This window comes from Microbacterium sp. LMI12-1-1.1 (assembly GCF_040676455.1).
Classification (GTDB): Bacteria; Actinomycetota; Actinomycetes; order Actinomycetales; family Microbacteriaceae; genus Microbacterium.
In genome coordinates, this window is the sequence record NZ_JBEGIA010000012.1 from 459,883 (window position 1) to 477,043 (window position 17,161).

Annotated in this window: 9 protein-coding genes; all 9 read left to right on the forward strand. The window is 71.9% G+C overall.

Annotated elements, in window-relative coordinates:
• Window positions 1-244: 244 nt before the first annotated feature.
• The 9 genes from MRBLMI12_RS10740 to MRBLMI12_RS10780 are packed head-to-tail and all read left to right on the forward strand — an operon-like array spanning window position 245 to window position 17,159.
• Window positions 245-6,313: an Ig-like domain-containing protein gene (locus tag MRBLMI12_RS10740; protein WP_363356468.1), complete on the forward strand. Its 6,069-nt coding sequence runs from the start codon at window positions 245-247 to the stop codon at window positions 6,311-6,313.
• A gap of 41 nt (window positions 6,314-6,354) precedes the next feature.
• The gene (locus MRBLMI12_RS10745; protein WP_349425887.1) at window positions 6,355-7,326 is read left to right on the forward strand and encodes an AAA family ATPase; all 972 of its coding nucleotides are present in this window, start codon (window positions 6,355-6,357) and stop codon (window positions 7,324-7,326) included.
• Window positions 7,326-8,588, forward strand: coding sequence for a DUF58 domain-containing protein (locus tag MRBLMI12_RS10750; protein ID WP_363356470.1), 1,263 nt, complete (start codon window positions 7,326-7,328; stop codon window positions 8,586-8,588). The genes MRBLMI12_RS10745 and MRBLMI12_RS10750 overlap by 1 nt, the downstream gene beginning before the upstream one ends.
• On the forward strand, window positions 8,585-11,101 hold the full coding sequence (locus MRBLMI12_RS10755; RefSeq protein ID WP_363356471.1) for a transglutaminase-like domain-containing protein: 2,517 nt from the start codon (window positions 8,585-8,587) through the stop codon (window positions 11,099-11,101). The genes MRBLMI12_RS10750 and MRBLMI12_RS10755 overlap by 4 nt, the downstream gene beginning before the upstream one ends.
• Window positions 11,098-12,462, forward strand: a complete 1,365-nt coding sequence (locus tag MRBLMI12_RS10760) for an RDD family protein (protein ID WP_363356473.1) — start codon at window positions 11,098-11,100, stop codon at window positions 12,460-12,462. The genes MRBLMI12_RS10755 and MRBLMI12_RS10760 overlap by 4 nt, the downstream gene beginning before the upstream one ends.
• Window positions 12,462-13,316 (forward strand): PP2C family protein-serine/threonine phosphatase, encoded by an 855-nt coding sequence (locus MRBLMI12_RS10765; protein ID WP_363356475.1) that lies wholly within the window; start codon window positions 12,462-12,464, stop codon window positions 13,314-13,316. The genes MRBLMI12_RS10760 and MRBLMI12_RS10765 overlap by 1 nt, the downstream gene beginning before the upstream one ends.
• Window positions 13,316-14,710, forward strand: a complete 1,395-nt coding sequence (locus MRBLMI12_RS10770; protein WP_363356476.1) for an FHA domain-containing protein — start codon at window positions 13,316-13,318, stop codon at window positions 14,708-14,710. Before MRBLMI12_RS10765 ends, MRBLMI12_RS10770 begins: the two co-directional genes overlap by 1 nt.
• Window positions 14,707-16,410 (forward strand): serine/threonine-protein kinase, encoded by a 1,704-nt coding sequence (locus MRBLMI12_RS10775; protein WP_363356478.1) that lies wholly within the window; start codon window positions 14,707-14,709, stop codon window positions 16,408-16,410. Before MRBLMI12_RS10770 ends, MRBLMI12_RS10775 begins: the two co-directional genes overlap by 4 nt.
• Window positions 16,398-17,159, forward strand: a complete 762-nt coding sequence (locus MRBLMI12_RS10780; protein ID WP_404910996.1) for a hypothetical protein — start codon at window positions 16,398-16,400, stop codon at window positions 17,157-17,159. Before MRBLMI12_RS10775 ends, MRBLMI12_RS10780 begins: the two co-directional genes overlap by 13 nt.
• The last annotated feature ends 2 nt before the right edge of the window (window positions 17,160-17,161 follow it).

The following is a 17,161-nucleotide window of genomic DNA, read 5'->3' on the forward strand; positions in this document are numbered from 1 at the left end:
CGGCCGGCGCGCGCACGATGCGGCCGGGAATCCCGGAGAGCCGATCGATGGGTGTTTGTCCCCATCGATCGGCTCTGATCAGGCGGATTATCATCGTGGCAGTTGACACTTCCCGTCCAATCGCGTTCCGTGAGTCGGGTTAGGGTGGACTGTTCCCTGATGTCTTCGGTGAGCGCCGGATGCCCCACGTCCGGTCTCGACGCCACGTAGAGACGCCCGACACCCCGCAGGAGGCCGAGGCTCGATGAGATCCTCCGCATGGCTGCGCGCTCGTCCCCGTGCGCTCGCATCGGCGGGTGCGGTCACGGCCGCGGCCGTCACCCTCACGACGCTGGCCTTCGTGTACCAGGGCGTCCCGACCACCGAGGTCGACCTCCATGACGGCGGCGTCTGGGTCACGAAGCAGTCGAGCCTCATGGTCGGCCATTTCAACCACGAGTCGCAGGTGCTCGACGGCGGTCTGCGGACGACAAGTGATGACTACGACATCCTCCAGTCCGGCGGCACGGTCCTCCTCGTCGACAACGCCGGCTCCGCGGTGAGCGTCATCGATCCGGGGATGGTCTCCCTGTCGGGGGCCGCCAGCCTGCCGGGCGACGCGAAGGTGGTGCTGGGTGGCACGACCGCCGCCATCCTCGACCGCGCGTCGGGCGATCTGTGGGTGCTGCCCGCCGAGAGCATCGGATCGTTCCAGATCGAGGGCGCCGATCCGACGACGAACCTCGGCGAGGGAGCGGATGTCGCGATCGGCGTCGACGGCATCGTCCACGGCGCGTCGGCCGAGACCGCGGAACTGGTCACGATACGGATGGGCGCGGACGACGCCCCCGAAGAGCCGGCGCGTGCCGCCCTGCCCGGCGTGGACGAGGACTCCGAGCTGTCGATCACCGCGGTCGGCGACAAGGCCGTGGTGCTCGACGCCTCCGACGGCACCGTCATCGCCGACGGCCGGGAGACCGAGATCGACGGCGGGCGAGATGCCGTGCTGCAGCAACCGTCCGCCGCCTCCGACGCCGTCTCGGTGTCGACGGCGGCCGCGCTGGTGCGCGTGCCCTTCGACGGCTCCGCCGAGACCTCCACCGATGCCGGCGGCGATGGCGCGCCCGCGTATCCGGTGTGGCTGGACGGCTGCGCCTATGCGGCCTGGAGCGGCTCCGGCCGCTTCGTGCGCGACTGCGCGGGCGACGCCAGCGATCTCGAGGCCGACATCGACGGCGTCGAGCCGACCTCCCTGCTGCAGTTCCGCGTCAACCGCGACGTCGTGGTGCTCAACGACGTCGTCGGCGGTGCCACGTGGATGGCGGCCGAAGATCTGCAGCGCGTCGACAACTGGGACGAGCTGACACCTCCCGAGGGCGAGACGGAAGAGGACGAGCAGACCACCGAGGAGACCACCGAGACGGTGCTCCCGGAGCGCTCCGACATCAACACGCCGCCCGACGCCAACGACGACGACCTCGGCGTCCGTCCGGGCCGCACCACCATCCTCCCGCTGCTCGACAACGACAGCGACCCCGACGGGGACGTGCTGACGACGCGGGTGCTCGAGGGCGGCCCGTCGATCGGCGACGTGCAGTCGATCGACAACGGCCGCGCGCTGCAGATCGCGGTCCCCGAGGATGCCTCTGGGGCGGCATCTTTCAGCTACGAGGTCTCGGACGGCCGCGGCGGCACCGACACCGCGCGCGTCTCCCTCTCGGTGCACGGCTGGGACGTCAACGCGCCGCCGACCCAGAAACGTGTGACGACCGTCGCCATCGAGGCCGGCGGAACCATCACCTACAACGTGCTGCCGGACTGGATCGACCCGGACGGCGACGACGTCTTCCTCGGCGCGGTGACGCCCGCGGAGGGCGACGAGGCCGACTACACCTCGGACGGGCGCATCACCTACCGCGCCGTCGGCGGGACGCAGGGCCGCAAGGATGTCGAGATCTCGGTCTCCGACGGCACCGATGTCACGGTCGGCACGATCCGCTTCGACGTGCGGCCGGTCGGCTCGATCGACCCCGTGACCAACGCCGACTACATCGCGGTCCGCACCGGTCAGACGGCGACCGTGTCGCCGCTCGTCAACGATGTGGGCGCCGGTCGCGAGCCACTGCGCCTCGCGCGCGTCGATCCCGTCTCGGGCACCGACATCGTTCCCGACTACGCGAACAAGACCTTCACCTTCCGCTCTGCGACCCCCGGCACGTACTACGTGCAGTACATGGTGGCCGCCGGCACCGCGGGTGTGCCTGGCATCGTGCGGGTCGACGTGATCCCCGAGGGTGAGACCGACCTGCCCCCGGTGGCCGTGCGCGATGTCGCGCTGCTGCCGAGCGGCGGTGAGGTGCTGGTCAACGTGCTGACCAACGATTCCGATCCCTCCGGCGGCATCCTGGTGGTGCAGTCCGTCACCGTCGAGCCGAACTCCGGCATCGCCGTCGCGGTGCTCAACCATGAGACGCTGCGGATCAGCGATCAGGCGGCGCTGTCCGAGCAGGTGCGCATCTCGTATCGCATCTCGAACGGCTCGCAGTCGGCCGAGGGCGACGTCATCGTCATTCCGATCCCCGCGCCGGCACAGCTGCGCCCGCCCGTCGCGAACGACGACCAGGTCGTGGTGCGCGCCGGCGACGTGGTGACGATCCCGCTGCTCGACAACGACTACCACCCCAACGGCGACGCGATCCACGTCGCCCCGGATCTGATTCCGCCGCTGGTCGAGCCCGAGGACGGAGAGGTCTTCGTCTCGCAGGACACCGTGCGCTTCCGGGCATCCGACAAGCCCGGCACCGTCTACGCGACCTATGAAGCGGTCGACAGCACCGGCCAGAAGGACGCCGGCTACATCACGATCCAGGTGCTGCCGGTCAACGAAGAGACGAACGCCGCCCCGCGCCCGCACGACCTCACGGCGCGCGTGCTCGGCGGCACGCGGGTCCGCATCGCGGTGCCGCTGGACGGCATCGACGCCGATGGCGACTCGGTCGAGCTGGTCGGCCTGGCATCCTCGCCGAGCAAGGGCCGCATCACCGAGACCGGCTCCGACTACCTCGTGTACGAGGCGTTCGATGACACCGCCGGTGTCGACACCTTCACCTACCGCGTGCGCGACCGTCTGGGTGCCGAGGCCACGGCGACGATCCGGGTCGGGATCGCCCCCGCCGAAGGCGTGAACCAGGCGCCGTACGCCGTCAAGGACGCGGTCATCATGCGGCCCGACCGCTCGGTCGCCGTCCCCGTGCTCGCCAACGACTCCGACCCCGACGGCGACGAGTACGGCATCGTCAAGAACGGGCTCATCCTGCCCGATGTCGCAGGCCTCGAGGCGAAGGTGGAGGGCAACCGCGTCGTCGTGACCTCCCCGTCGGAGCCGATCGAGACGTCGCTGCAGTACACGATCCGCGATGCGCGCGGTGCGGAGGCGAAGGCCGTGCTGCAGATCACGGTGGCCGAGGACGTGCCGCTGCAGAAGCCGGTCGCCCGGGACGACTACGTGCGCGCCGCGGACGTGGAAGACGGCGTGGTCGATCTCGAGGTGCTCGCCAACGACGAGGACCCCGACGGCACGGTCGACGACCTCGAGCTGTCGGTCGCCGACGCGGACTCGCGTGTGCTCTCGGACGGCACCGTGCGGATCACGCTCGGCGACGCCGACCGCCTCGTCACGTACACGGTCACCGACCGCGACGGGAACGCGGCATCCGCTTTCATCCACATCCCGGCGCTGTCGTCGCTGCCGCCCACCCTCGTCTCGACCGAGCCGATCGAGGTCAAGAGCGGCGAGACCGTCGAGATGCCTCTCTCGGAGTACGTCCGGTCCGCCGACGGCGGCAAGGTCGTCATCACCGAGGCGGCCAAGGTGACCGCTGCGCACGCCGACGGTTCGTCGCTGATCAAGGATCAGACCACCCTGGTCTACACATCGGCCGCCGGGTACTTCGGACCCGATGCGATCACGTTCGAGGTCACCGATGGCACCGGTCCCGACGATCCCGAAGGACGCAAGGCCACTCTGACCCTGCCGATCACGGTGCTGCCGCCCGAGAACCAGCAGCCGGTCTTCGTGAACGGGCAGATGGATGTCGCACCCGGCGAGGACGCCACGACGCTCGACCTGGGCGGTCTCACCACCGACCCCGACCCCGAGGACGCGGACCGCCTGGAGTTCGACATCGTCGGCGGATCGCCGGACGGCCTGACCGCGTCCATCGAGGACGACGAGCTGCGCGTCAGCGCCGCCGCGGAGACGAAGAAGGGCACCGCGGCGACGCTTCGCCTGCGCATCACGGACGGCACCACCGAGCCCGTCGAGGGAACCGTGACGGTTCGAGTGATCGCGTCGACGCGTGAACTGCCCACGGCCAATGACGACGTGATCGACGAGGCCGACCAGGGCAAGACGATCACGGTGCCCGTCCTGAACAACGACGTCAACCCGTTCCCCGACAAGCCGCTGAAGGTGACGACCGCGGTGCTCGAGACCGGTCAGGGCGACGTCGACGTGGCGGGCGACCAGGTGCAGGTGACGCCGGACGCGAAGTTCTTCGGCACGATGGTGGTGCGCTATCGCGTGCAGGACGCCACGGGCGATCCCGATCGGGAGGTCGAGGGCCGCATCCGGCTGACGGTGCAGGGCAAGCCCGACGCTCCCGGTACGCCGACCGTCTCGAGCGTGCAGGACCGCACGGTCGTACTGTCGTGGACGCCGCCGGCGAACAACGGCGCCGAGATCGAGCGCTACCTCGTCTCCTCCACCGCGGGCAACTACGAGAAGGAGTGCCTCGCCACGACCTGCACCCTCGACGGACTGACGAACAACGTGGAGTACAACTTCACGGTCGTCGCCGAGAACCGTGTCGGGCCGTCCGACCCGTCGGCGCCGTCCGAGACCGCGCGCCCCGACGCGCGTCCGGATACGCCGGCCGCACCGTCGCTGGTCTTCGGCGACCGGAGCCTCTCGGTGTCGTGGGTCACGCCGACGACGCCGGGCTCCCCGGTCGAGAAGTACAACCTCGAGATCTCGCCGGCGCCGGCCTCGGGCATCAGTCAGAAGACCGACGTCACCGGCAACTCGACGGTGTGGGACGGCCTCCAGAACGGCGTCGCCTACCAGGTGCGGGTGCAGGCGCTCAACCGCGCGCCCGAGCCGTCGAGCTGGAGCCCGTGGTCGGTGAGCGAGATCCCGGCCCGGGCGCCCGACGCGCCCGCCGCACCGACGACGGCGCGGCTGCAGCCGGTGGGGTCGCAGGCGCAGATGCAGGTGGCGTGGAACGCACCCGCCGACAACGGCGATGCGATCTCGGGGTACCAGCTCGACGTCCTTCGCGGCTCGTCGCTGCTCAACTCGATCCCCGTCGCGGCGGGGCAGACGAGCCAGGCCGTCGTCGTGGACACCTCGACCACCGACTACACGTTCCGGGTGCGCGCGCAGAACAAGGCCGGCTGGGGTCAGTTCAGCGCGACCTCGGCGCCGCAGCGCGCGTTCACGCCGCCCGGGGCTCCGACGAGCGTGACGGCGCGCGAGGGCGATCGCTCGCTCACGGTGACCTTCCAGCCCGGCGCGTCCAACGGGGCGAACCCCGGCGAGCTGAGCTACCAGGCGTCCGTGAACAACGGCGGCTGGCAGGCTCTGGCGGGCAACGGCGTCATCGGCGGACTGACGAACGGGACGAACTACTCGGTGCGGGTCCGGGCCGTCGCCACGGTGAACGGCGTCAGCGAACCGGGCGCCGAGTCCGCGCCTTCCAACACCGTGAAGCCCTACGGGCCCGTCCGCAACCCGAACGTGAGCGCGAAAGCGAGCGGTACGAGCATCACCTTCAGCTGGAGCCCGCCCGCCGAGAACGGTCGCGCCATCACGGCGATGCAGATCCGAATCGACGGCGGCGGGTGGCAGGATGTGGCGCTGAACAACTCGCGGACCAACAACTACGGCTACAGCGAACGCCACACGATCGAGGCACGCGCCCAGGATGCCGCCGGCCAGTGGAGCGGGATCGCCTCGGACGCCGCGACCACCGTGGCTGCGCCTCAGCCGAAGGTGTGGGTCACGAAGGGAAGCTCCGCGCAGGGACAGCCCAACTGCAGCACCGCGCAGTGCGCGTACTTCCTGGTGCACACCGAGAACTTCCCCGCGGGCGACTACTCCGTCTCGTGCAACGCCACGGGCCCCTACGGCGGCACGCCGTTCGCCGGCGGCGCGACGAGGCACCTGCCCGCGAACGGGACGGTGCAGCTGGGCTGCTACTTCGGTGACGACGGCGAGCAGGTGTGGATCTCGATCGGCGGCTGGGGCAACAGCGAGCGGCGAACCTGGCAGTAGCGAGAGCTGCGAAGACGACTCATGAAAAGGAACGAATCACGATGACGATGACCCCCGAACAGGCGGCCTGGTTCCAGGGCACCTTCGCACGCCTGGTCGACAACGTCGACCAGGCCCTCATGGGCAAGCGCGAGGTCGTGGCGCTCGTGCTGTCGGCGATGCTCGCCGAAGGCCACGTGCTGCTGGAGGATGCCCCGGGCACCGGCAAGACGAGCCTCGCCAAGGCGCTCGCGGCGACGGTGCAGGGCACCAGCAGCCGCATCCAGTTCACGCCCGACCTGCTGCCGTCCGACGTGACCGGCGTGACGATCTACGACCAGGCCTCGCACCGCTTCGAGTTCCACCGCGGACCCGTGTTCGCCTCGATCGTGCTCGCCGACGAGATCAACCGCGCCTCGCCGAAGACGCAGTCGGCGCTGCTGGAGGTCATGGAGGAGTCGCGGATCACGGTCGACGGCGTCACCCATGACGTCGGTCGCCCGTTCCTCGTGATCGCGACCCAGAACCCCATCGAGCAGGCGGGCACCTACAAGCTGCCCGAGGCTCAGCTCGACCGGTTCCTCGTCAAGACCTCGATCGGCTACCCCGACCTTGCTGTGGCCGAGCGCATCCTCGCCGGAGCCGCCGACCGCAACCCGTCGGCGCACCTTCCCGCCATCATCACGACGGGCGCCGTCGCCGACATGGCCGACCTCGCCGGCACCGTGCACGTCGACCCCGCCGTCCTGCGCTACACGGCGCAGCTGGCCGAGGCGACCCGTGACGACGAGGCCACGCGCGTCGGCGTCTCGGTGCGCGGTTCGCTCGCGATGATCCGCATCGCCAAGGTGTACGCCGCCGCGCAGGGGCGCCACTTCGTGCTGCCCGATGACATCAAGGCGCTCGTCGCGCCGGTGTGGACCCACCGCATCGTGCTCGACCCCGAGGCTGAGTTCGCGGGCACGTCGGCCGAGACCGTCGTCGCGCGCGTGCTCGAGTCGATCGCCGCACCTCAGGCGAGGTCCGCGGCCTGATGACGACGGAGGCACTCGGGCAGGCGACGGCCACGGAGGACCGTCGCGCCTGGTACGGGCAGCTGGCGCTGGACGCGCTGCGCCGCGCCGGCGGCGTGCTCGGACGCGTGTTCGCGGTCGTGCGCCCCGCCGCCTGGGTGCTTCTCGCCGGCGCCGTGGCGCTGTGGATCGCCGGTCGGTCGCTCGGCTGGTGGGAGCTGACCGTCGCGGCCGTCTCCATCGCCGTCGTGCTGCTGCTCTGCCTGCTGTTCCTCATCGGGCGTACCGCCTACGACGTCTCGCTCGACCTCAACCGCACGCGCGTCGTCGTGGGCGAGCGCGCGATCGGCGCACTGACACTCTCGAACACCGGCGCGCGCGCCATCCTGCCCTCCCGCGTGCTGCTGCCGGTCGGCAGCGGACGCGGCGTGTTCGACGTGCAGCGGCTGGCGGCCGGCGAGTCCGCGGAGGAGCTCTTCGCCATCCCCACGTCGCGCCGCGCCGTCGTCAAGGTCGGGCCGGTCAGCGTCGTACGCGGCGATCCCCTCGGCCTGTTCGAGCGCGTGCACCGTCGTGACGAACCGGTCGACCTGTTCGTCCACCCACGCACCGTGCTGTTCGACGGCCAGTCGCTCGGGTTCCTGCGCGATCTCGAGGGTCTTCCCGCCACCGATCTCTCGCCCGACGACGTGTCGTTCCACGCCCTGCGCGAGTATCAGCCGGGCGACGACCTGCGCCACGTGCACTGGAAGTCCACCGCGCGCACCGGCCACATGATGGTGCGCCAGTACGAGGAGACGCGCCGCTCGCATTTCGTGATCGGCCTCTCGACGAGCCCGGCCGACTATCGCGACGACGCGGAGTTCGAGCTCGCGATCTCCGCCGCCGGTTCGCTCGGCCTTCGGGCACTGCGCGACTCGCACCGCGTCGAGGTGCGGGTGCAGGAGCGCGCACTGCCGTCCGGCACGGGCAAGCAGTTCCTCGACTCCCTCTCGGCGCTCGGCCAGTCCAAGCCGCGCGCGGGCACGGTCGTCGACCTCGCCGGCGTGGTGGCGGCCACCCTGCCGCTCGCGAGCGTCGTCGTGCTCGTGTGCGGCAGCCGAGTCGACGCCAACGACCTGCGCAGCGCCTGCAGCCGCTTGCCGTTCGGCGCGCGCGTCCTCGCGGTGGTCGCGTCGCCCGGCGAGTCCGCTCCCTCGCTGCGCCGTATCGGCGAGGCGGATGTCGTCACGCTCGGCGCGCTCGAGCAGCTGCCCAACGCGCTGCGGAAGGTCCTCGCATGACCGCCCCCGTCACCCCCCTGTCGCGTGCGGGATCCGCCCCGGCCACGCGTGCCGCCGCACCGCGGGTCCCCGCGCCGCGTGCCGCGGGGGAGTCTCTGTCGCTGCGCCGGTGGATCCTCGATCTCGGCGCCGTGACGCTGCTGCTCCTCATCCCCATCGTGGGGTTCTGGCCGACCTTCGACGGTGCACGCTATCTGGTCGCGGCCCTCGGCGGGCTCGTGCTCGGCATGGCGCTGGGCGTCCTGGGCTCGCTGTTCCGGTGGGGCATCCTGCTCCTCACGGGTGCCACCGTCATCGTCTACTTCCTGTTCGGCGGTGCTCTCGCGCTGCCGAACACCACGGTCGCGGGCGTCGTGCCGACTCTCGAGACGCTGCGCCTGCTCGCCCTCGGCACGTTCATGTCGTGGAAGCAGCTGCTCACCACGATCGCGCCGGTGGCGACCGACGACGGCCACCTGATCGTGCCGTTCATCCTCGCGCTGGTCGCGGCCGTGCTGACGACGTCGCTCGCGCTGCGGCTGCGCAACGCGGCGTGGTCGCTGATCCCCGCGGCCGCATTCCTGGCGATCGAGATCGCGCTGGGAACCTCCGAGCCGTTCGTGCCGGTCGTCCAGGGCGTCGTGTTCGGGCTCGTCGCCGTGGTCTGGCTGGCCCTGCGCCAGGCGTGGCAGCCGCAGGCCGCGGCCATCTCGGTCGGCGAGGGCTCGGCGAGCTCGGGCGCAGGAATCCGCAGGGTGCTGTCGGGTGCGGCGGTCATCGCCATCGCCGCGGTCATCGGCATCGCCACGAGCGGCTTCGCGGCACCGACGTCGCCCCGCTACGTCCTGCGCGACGTCGTGATCCCGCCGTTCGACATCCGCGAGTTCGCGAGCCCGCTGCAGTCGTTCCGCGCCTATGTGCGCGACCACCCGGAGGACGCGCTCTTCACGGTCAGCGGCCTGCCCGAGGGCGCCCGTGTCCGCCTGGCCACCATGGACGCCTACAACGGCACCGTCTACAACGTCTCGGACGAGGGCAGCGGCTCCTCAAGCGCGTTCTCGCCCGCCCGTACCAACATGTCCGCCGATGCCGAGGGCACCGATGCGCAGGTGCACGTCGAGATCGGCGCCCTGGAGAGCGTGTGGATGCCGGATGCCGGCGCCGCGCGCAGCGTCACGTTCGACGGCGACCGGGCGGACGACCTGCGACGCACCGCGCACTACAACGAGGCGACCGAGACGGGCGTGGTGACGGCCGGCCTCGAGAAGGGCGACGCCTACACGATCGACGCGGTGATCCCCGATGTCCCGAGCGACGAGCAGCTCGCCGACCAGGCGTTCGCACCGCTGAAGATGCCCAAGCAGGAGGGCGTGCCCGAGAGCCTCGCCGAGGTCGCATCGAAGACCGTCGCCGAGGCGACGACTCCCGTCGAACAGGTGCGCGCCCTGCAGCTGATGCTGTCGGAGGGCGGCTACTTCAGCCACGGCCTCGCCGGTCAGCCGCTTTCGCGCGCCGGCCACGGCGCCGAGCGGATCGCGACGCTGCTCGGCTCGCAGCAGATGGTGGGCGACGACGAGCAGTACGCCACCGCGATGGCGCTCCTCGCGGCCCAGGTGGGCATTCCCGCCCGCGTCGTCATGGGGTTCTATCCCGAAGAGGACGCCGCCGGCGAACCGGTCTTCACCGCGACGGGCGACAATCTGCACGCGTGGGTCGAGGTCGCATTCGACGACGCCGGCTGGGTGCCGTTCGACCCGACGCCCCCCGAGGACCAGGTCCCCAGTGACCAGACGACGAAGCCGAAGGCCGACCCGAAGCCGCAGGTGCTGCAGCCGCCGCCCCCGCCGGCCGAGCCCGTCGACCTGCCGCCGACCGTCGCGGACGACCGCGGGTCGGAGGATGAGGACGGCCTCGACCTCGGCCTGCTGTGGACCATCGTGTCGATCGGCGTCGGCGTACTGGGAGTCCTCGCGGTCCTGCTCGCGCCCTTCATCGTGATCGGGGCGCTCAAGGCCACCCGCCGCCGTCAGCGTCGAGACGCGGAGCGCGCGTCCGACCGCATCAGCGGCGGCTGGGACGAGCTGGTCGACCGTGCCACGGACTACGGCGCGCCGGTTCGTCCCGGGGCGACTCGTCAGGAGGAGGCGGGCGTGCTGACGGCGGCGCTCGCCGAGCCGCGCGTCGCGTCGCTCGCGACCCGGGCGGATCTCGAGGTCTTCGGTCCGACCGAGCCGACGCCCGATGACATCGACGCGTTCTGGTCGCAGGTCGACGAGATCGTCGGCGGCATGGGCAAGGAGCGGTCGCTGTGGCAGCGGCTGCGCGCGCGGCTCAGCATCCGATCGTTGCTCGAAGGCACCCGCTTCGCGCTGCCGGCACGTCTCACGCCCCCGCGTCGGACGGCGAAGCCTGCGGCGAAGGGCACGGCGGCCGAGCCGGAGGCGCCCGACGCCGCGCCGTCGAAGCGCGCGTCGCGTCGCGCGGGCCGGCGCCGCGCCGCAGAACCCACCCACCCCCCGCAGGAGACCGAATGACCACCAGCCCGCCCGTCGCCGCCCCCGCGGCGACCATCGGACGCCGTGCGGGGGCGTTCGCGATCGACCTCGGGGTCGCCTACGGCATCGCGGCGGTGCTGGTCGGGGTCGCGGTGCCCGTCGTCTTCGGCGTCGGCGCGACGGGTGACTCGGCGAGCCTCGCGGTGGCCGTCGTCCTCGCCTACCTCGTGGTCGGCGGTGCGCTGCTCGCCTGGTGGCTGGTGTACTCGGCGATGCAGGGCGGGCGCGGCTCGATCGGACAGCGGGCCCTCGGGCTCCAGCTGCAGGACGTCGACTCGCGCGGCCGGATCGGATTCTGGCGCGCGGTGTGGCGGAACATCGTGTTCGGGCTCGCGGGATCGATCGTCGTCGGCTACTTCTCGCCGCTGTTCGACTCCAGCGGCCGCCGCCAGGGCTGGCACGACATGGCGTCGCGATCGGTGGTGCACGACATCCGGGCCGGCCATGTGACGACTCGCCACGACGCGACCGCACTCCTGGCCGAGAATCCCTACCTGGCGGCGGTGCGCCCGCCGGTCGCGCAGCCGCTGTACGCGGCGCCGATGCCCGGCTTCCTGGCAGCGGCTGCACCGGCACCGGTGACTGCATCGGCACCGGTGACGGCACCGGCCGAAGCACCACCGGCGGTGGCGGGTCCGGCTCCGGCCACGCGCCCCATCGCACCCATCCGTCCCGGGGTGATCGACGGCGTGCCGTGGGTGACCGGCGACGCGCCGGTCACCCGTGCGGCGCAGACCGATGACTTCCCGAGCATGACGATGCCGTTCCCGGCGGCGACGACCACCGAGCCTCTCGCCGCCCTGTTCGGCGCGGGCACGCCCTCGGCTCCCGCCCCGGCTCCCGCTCGGCCGTTCGCCTCCGTCGCGTCGGTCGTCGCCCCTCCGGCGGCACCTGCGCGGCCCCTGGCGTCGGTCGTGGCCCCGGCATCGGTCGCGTTCGCGTCGTCGACGCACGATCTGGACGAGACCCGCCTCGTCGTGCCGCCGCCCGCGCAGCGCGCCGCGCTGTACGACGAGGCTCCGGTGCTCGCCGTCCTCACCTGGGACGACGGGACCCGGATGGCCGTATACGGGCGCACGCTCTACGGGCGCAATCCGGCGAACGAGGACGGCGCGGTCTCCATCCCCGTGCGCGACGAGACGCTGTCGCTCTCGAAGACGCATTTCGAGATCGGCGGCGACTCCACCGGTGCGTGGATCGTCGACCGCCACTCGACCAACGGCACCACGCTCGTGCGCGATGGCGCACGGATCCCGCTGATGCCCGGCGTGCGCACCAACGTGCGTGCCGGCGACACCTTCGAGTTCGGCGACCGGCGCGTCGCCGTGAGCGTCGCGTGATGACCGATCCGGTGGCGCCGATCGCGGTCGCGTGCGGAGCGGCGACCGACGCGGGTCTGCGGCGCCGCATCAATGAGGACTCCTACATCGCCGCCGCGCCGCTGTTCCTCGTGGCCGACGGCATGGGCGGTCACAACGCGGGCGAGATCGCCAGTGCGGCGGTCATCGACGAGTTCGCGGCGCTCGCCGGCCGCGAGAGCCTCACCATCGACGAGGTGCAGACGGCGGTGACGGCCTCGCGGCGCCGCGTCGCGATGCTGCCGCCCGGTGCCGGCGCGGGAGCAGGCACCACCCTGGCCGGTGTCGTGATCGCCGATGTGGACGGCGAGGGCTACTGGCTGGCCATCAACCTCGGCGACTCGCGCACCTACCGCCTCAGCGAGGGGCGGTTCGAGCAGGTGAGCGTCGACCACTCCGTGGTGCAGGAGCTCGTGGACAGCGGGGAGCTCGCCGCCGATGCGGCCGAGCGGGACTCGCGACGCAATGTGATCACCCGGGCCATCGGCGCCGGAAGCGACTCCGAACCGGACTACTGGCTGCTCCCGGCAGAGGAGGGCGACCGCATCCTCGTCTGCTCGGACGGCCTCTCCGGCGAGCTCGATCGCGACGCGCTCCACGCCATCCTGCTCACCGAGACCGACCCGCAGGCCGCGGCGACGCGGCTGGTGCACGAGGCGATGGTGCGAGGCGGTCGCGACAACATCACCGCGCTGGTCGTCGACGCGCTCGCGGTGCGCACACGTACGAACAGGACGTGGGAACGCGATACGGTGCCGGTGAGCGCCCCCGCGCATCCGCTCGCCGACATCGACGGCGACACGCTGCCGCGTGCGGTCGCCACAGGAGGATTCTGATGCCGACGCTGTACGCCCCGGGAACCACGCCGATCGCGGTCACGCCGCGCGGTTTCGCGGTGCTCGAACCGGGAACCTCGGCAGCGCTCCTCGGGCGCATCCGCACCCTCGTCGCCGAGGGGCGCGGGCTGGGCGGCGTCATCGAGGCTCTCACGGGCGCCTACGGCGCGTCGCTGACGGCGATCCCCGCCTTCGCGGTGGCGCTCCCCGAGGGGGACGGCATCCGCATCGCCGTTCGCGGCGACTTCGCCTTCGAGGTCGACGCGGCGACGCCCGAGCGCGTCACGGGCACCGGCGTCACGACGTGGACCGAGCGGGTGATCCCCGCGGTCGTGCGCGTCGCGCTGACGACGTCCGACCCTGACGCATCGTCCCCCGCCGAGTGGGAGATCGCCGACGGCGTCGTGCTGGCCGGCGGGATCGTGTGGGATGCCGCGGCCCCACGCCCGTCGGCGGCACCGGCGCTGGCGAAGCGCCCGGAGCCCGCCTCGGCTCCGGCCGTCGCTCCGGCACCGGAGCCTCCCGCTGCCGCCGAGGATGCCGCCGAGCCCCTCGCTGCGGCCCCCGGCGCCGAGCCGACCGCCCAGGTTCCCGAGAAACCGCGTGTCGCTGCGTCCCCGGTGCCCGCGATCGCCGCACCGGCAGGAGGGCTCATCGACTCCGTGCCGTCGCTCGCCGACGCCGAGACGCTCCTGCCGTCCGACTCGGCGCTCTCCCCGGACGACGCCGCGCCGGCACGGAGCGGGCTCGATGCCTGGTTGTTGGACGATGACGACGAGGAGGACGGCGCCGCCGGGGCGGCCGGCTTCGACGAGCTCATCGGCGCCACCGTGATCCGATCCGCCGACGACGCCGCTGGGCGGCACGAGGCGCCGGCGCCTGCACCGGGTCCGGCGCCCGGCCCGGCCGTCGCCGGCGATCACGACGGCGCGACGATCTCGCTCGCCCAGGCTCGCGCGCTGCGCGCGGCGGCATCCGGTGTCGAAGGGTCTGACCCGGCGCCTTCCCCTGCCGACGCTCCGCTCGACCCGCTCGCCCCACCGCGCCCGCCCGCGCCCGGGCGCGTACGGATGTCGACGGGGCAGGTGATCCCGCTCGACCGCACCGTCGTGATCGGGCGCCGCCCGCGCTCCACGCGCGTGAGCGGCACCGACCTGCCGCACCTCGTCGCGGTCGACAGCCCGCAGCAGGACATCTCGCGCAGCCACGTCGAGCTGCGGGCCGAAGGTGAGAGCATCGTCGCCACGGATCTGCGCACCACCAACGGCACCACGCTGCTGCGCCCGGGAGCGGACCCCGTGCGGCTGCATCCTGGTGAGGGCACGGTGGTCGTCCCGGGAGACGTGCTGGATCTCGGCGACGGCATCACGGTCGCGATCGAAGGGATGTCGTGAGTCCCAAGCGCGCGCCGATGGCGCCGCCCGATCTGCCGGGCTTCACCTATGTCGACCTGCTCGGGTCCGGCGGCTTCGCCGACGTGTACCTGTACGAGCAGCAGCTGCCCAAGCGGCGCGTCGCCGTCAAGGTGCTGCTCACGGAGCGCATGTCGAGCGGATCGGTCGAGGAGTTCACCGCCGAGGCCAATGTCATGGCCATGCTCTCGACGCACCCGGCGATCGTCACGATCTACCAGGCCGGCGTCGCGCAGGACGGCCGCCCGTACCTGGTGATGGAGTACTGCCCGCGCCCGAACCTGCAGGTGCGCTATCGGCGCGAGCCCTTCTCGATCGCCGAGTCGCTCCGCGTCGGCGTGCAGGTCGCCGCCGCCGTCGAGACCGCCCACCGCGCCGGGGTGCTCCACCGCGACATCAAGCCCGCGAACATCCTGGTCACCGAATACAACCGTCCGGCGCTCACCGACTTCGGCATCGCGTCGACGACGAATGCCGCCGCCGAGTCGGCGGGCCTGTCGATCCCCTGGTCGCCGCCGGAGTCGTTCGCCGACGTGCCGCGCAGCGACCCGCGCTCCGACGTGTGGGCGCTCGGAGCGACCGTCTACACGCTCCTCGCCGGCCGGTCGCCGTTCGAGCTGCCGGGTCAGCGCAACACGGCGGCCGAGCTCATCCACCGCATCGAGACGCTCGCGCTGCCGCCTCTCGGCCGCGCCGACGTGCCGGTGTCGCTGCAGCGGGCGCTCGAGCGGGCGATGGCGAAGTCGCCCGCCGATCGCTACGAGAGCGCGCTCGCGTTCGCGCGTGCGCTGCAGACCGTGCAGATCGAGCTGTCGCACTCCGTGACGCCGATCGACATCCTCGACGACCAGCTTCCGGACGACATCGAGGAGGACGAGGACGACGGGCTCACGCGCGTGCGCGGCGTCGTCAGCATCAACCCCGAGACGACTCCGGCAGCCGGCATGACGCGCCCGTCGGCGGTCACGGCCCCGGCGTCGTCGCGCTTCGAGCCGGCGCCCGTCGACGCCGAGACGGTCGCGCGGTCGACGACCCCGCCGTCGGCGTACGACCAGACGCAGCTCCGCGGGCAGAGCGACCTGCCGGTGTCGCTCGACGAGACGGTGCTCCGCGCCCCCGCGACCACCGGATTCGCGACGACCGATGCCACCACCGTGTCCCGGGGCACGTTCCACGACCACGGCGCTGCGGCGACCGTCCCGGGGATGTTCACCCCCGGCGCCGATGACGTCGTCGCATCCGATGCCGACCAGGTCGCGCCGCGCCGGCGCATGGGACTGTGGATCGGGCTCGGTGCCGGTGCCCTGGTGATCATCGCGGTGATCATCGGAGTGTCGCTTCCCGGCCTGCTGTCGGGCACGTCCCAGGATCCGCCGACGCCCTCCGCCTCGTCGAAGCCGCAGGACCCGATCTCGATGGTCGTGCCGCCCGTGGAAGACGTGGCAGGCGCCGCCGTCGAGGGCGGTGTGCGCTTCACCTGGACGAACCCCGACCCGCAGGACGGCGACAGCTACATCGTCGAACCGGTCTCGGCGAGCGATCCCACCACCGAGGCCCTGCCCGTGGACACCGCCGAGATCGTCGTGCCCGTCCTGGAGTCCGAACCGACCTGTATCGATGTGACCCTGGTGCGCGACAACGGCCAGTACCAGCAGACACCGAGCCGGGGGTGCGCGCCGTGACCGCTGCTGTTGCCGACACGCTGAGGGTCGAGTTCGCCGGAGAGGAGTTCTCGGTCCCGCCCGACGAGGTGTTCACGGTCGGACGCGAAGGCGACCTCGCGATCGACGACAACCTGTTCCTGCACCGCAACTTCCTCACGATCCAGAACGTCGAGGGCCTCTGGCTGCTGTCCAATGTGGGCTCGCGCCTGTCGGCGACCGTCACCGACACCGGCGGTCGCGTGCAGGCCTGGCTCGCACCGGGTGCGCGCCTGCCGCTGGTGTTCGCGGCGACATCCGTCATCTTCAGCGCGGGGCCGACGACCTACGAGCTCACCATCCACGCCGCCGAGCCGACGTTCCGCGACACGCAGCCGCCGCCCGACGACGACGGGCTCAGCACGATCGGCGACGTGCCGCTCACCCACAGCCAGCGCGTCATGATCCTCGCGCTCGCCGAGCCGGTGCTGCGCCGGGAGGGGACCGGCATGAGCGAGCTGCCGACGTCGGCGCAGGCCGCCGAGCGGCTGGGGTGGACGCTCACCCGCTTCAACCGCAAGCTCGACAACGTGTGCGACAAGCTCGACCGCATCGGCGTTCCGGGCATGCGCGGTGGCGTCCGCTCGTACGCCACCAACCGCCGGGTGCGGCTCGTGGAGCACGCGCTCGCGGCGCGCCTGGTCACGCGCGACGACCTGCCGCTCCTCGACGAGGAGCGCGCGAACTCACTGAACGGCGAACGCGACTCCCGCGCCGACGACGACGCCTGAGC

Bases quoted from the DNA above. Each gene is read 5' to 3' on its own strand.
- MRBLMI12_RS10740 (WP_363356468.1), top strand. From the start codon at position 245: ATGAGATCCTCCGCATGGCTGCGCGCTCGTCCCCGTGCGCTCGCATCG.
- MRBLMI12_RS10750 (WP_363356470.1), top strand. From the start codon at position 7,326: ATGACGACGGAGGCACTCGGGCAGGCGACGGCCACGGAGGACCGTCGC.
- MRBLMI12_RS10770 (WP_363356476.1), top strand. From the start codon at position 13,316: ATGCCGACGCTGTACGCCCCGGGAACCACGCCGATCGCGGTCACGCCG.
- MRBLMI12_RS10755 (WP_363356471.1), top strand. From the start codon at position 8,585: ATGACCGCCCCCGTCACCCCCCTGTCGCGTGCGGGATCCGCCCCGGCC.
- MRBLMI12_RS10765 (WP_363356475.1), top strand. From the start codon at position 12,462: ATGACCGATCCGGTGGCGCCGATCGCGGTCGCGTGCGGAGCGGCGACC.
- MRBLMI12_RS10745 (WP_349425887.1), top strand. From the start codon at position 6,355: ATGACGATGACCCCCGAACAGGCGGCCTGGTTCCAGGGCACCTTCGCA.
- MRBLMI12_RS10760 (WP_363356473.1), top strand. From the start codon at position 11,098: ATGACCACCAGCCCGCCCGTCGCCGCCCCCGCGGCGACCATCGGACGC.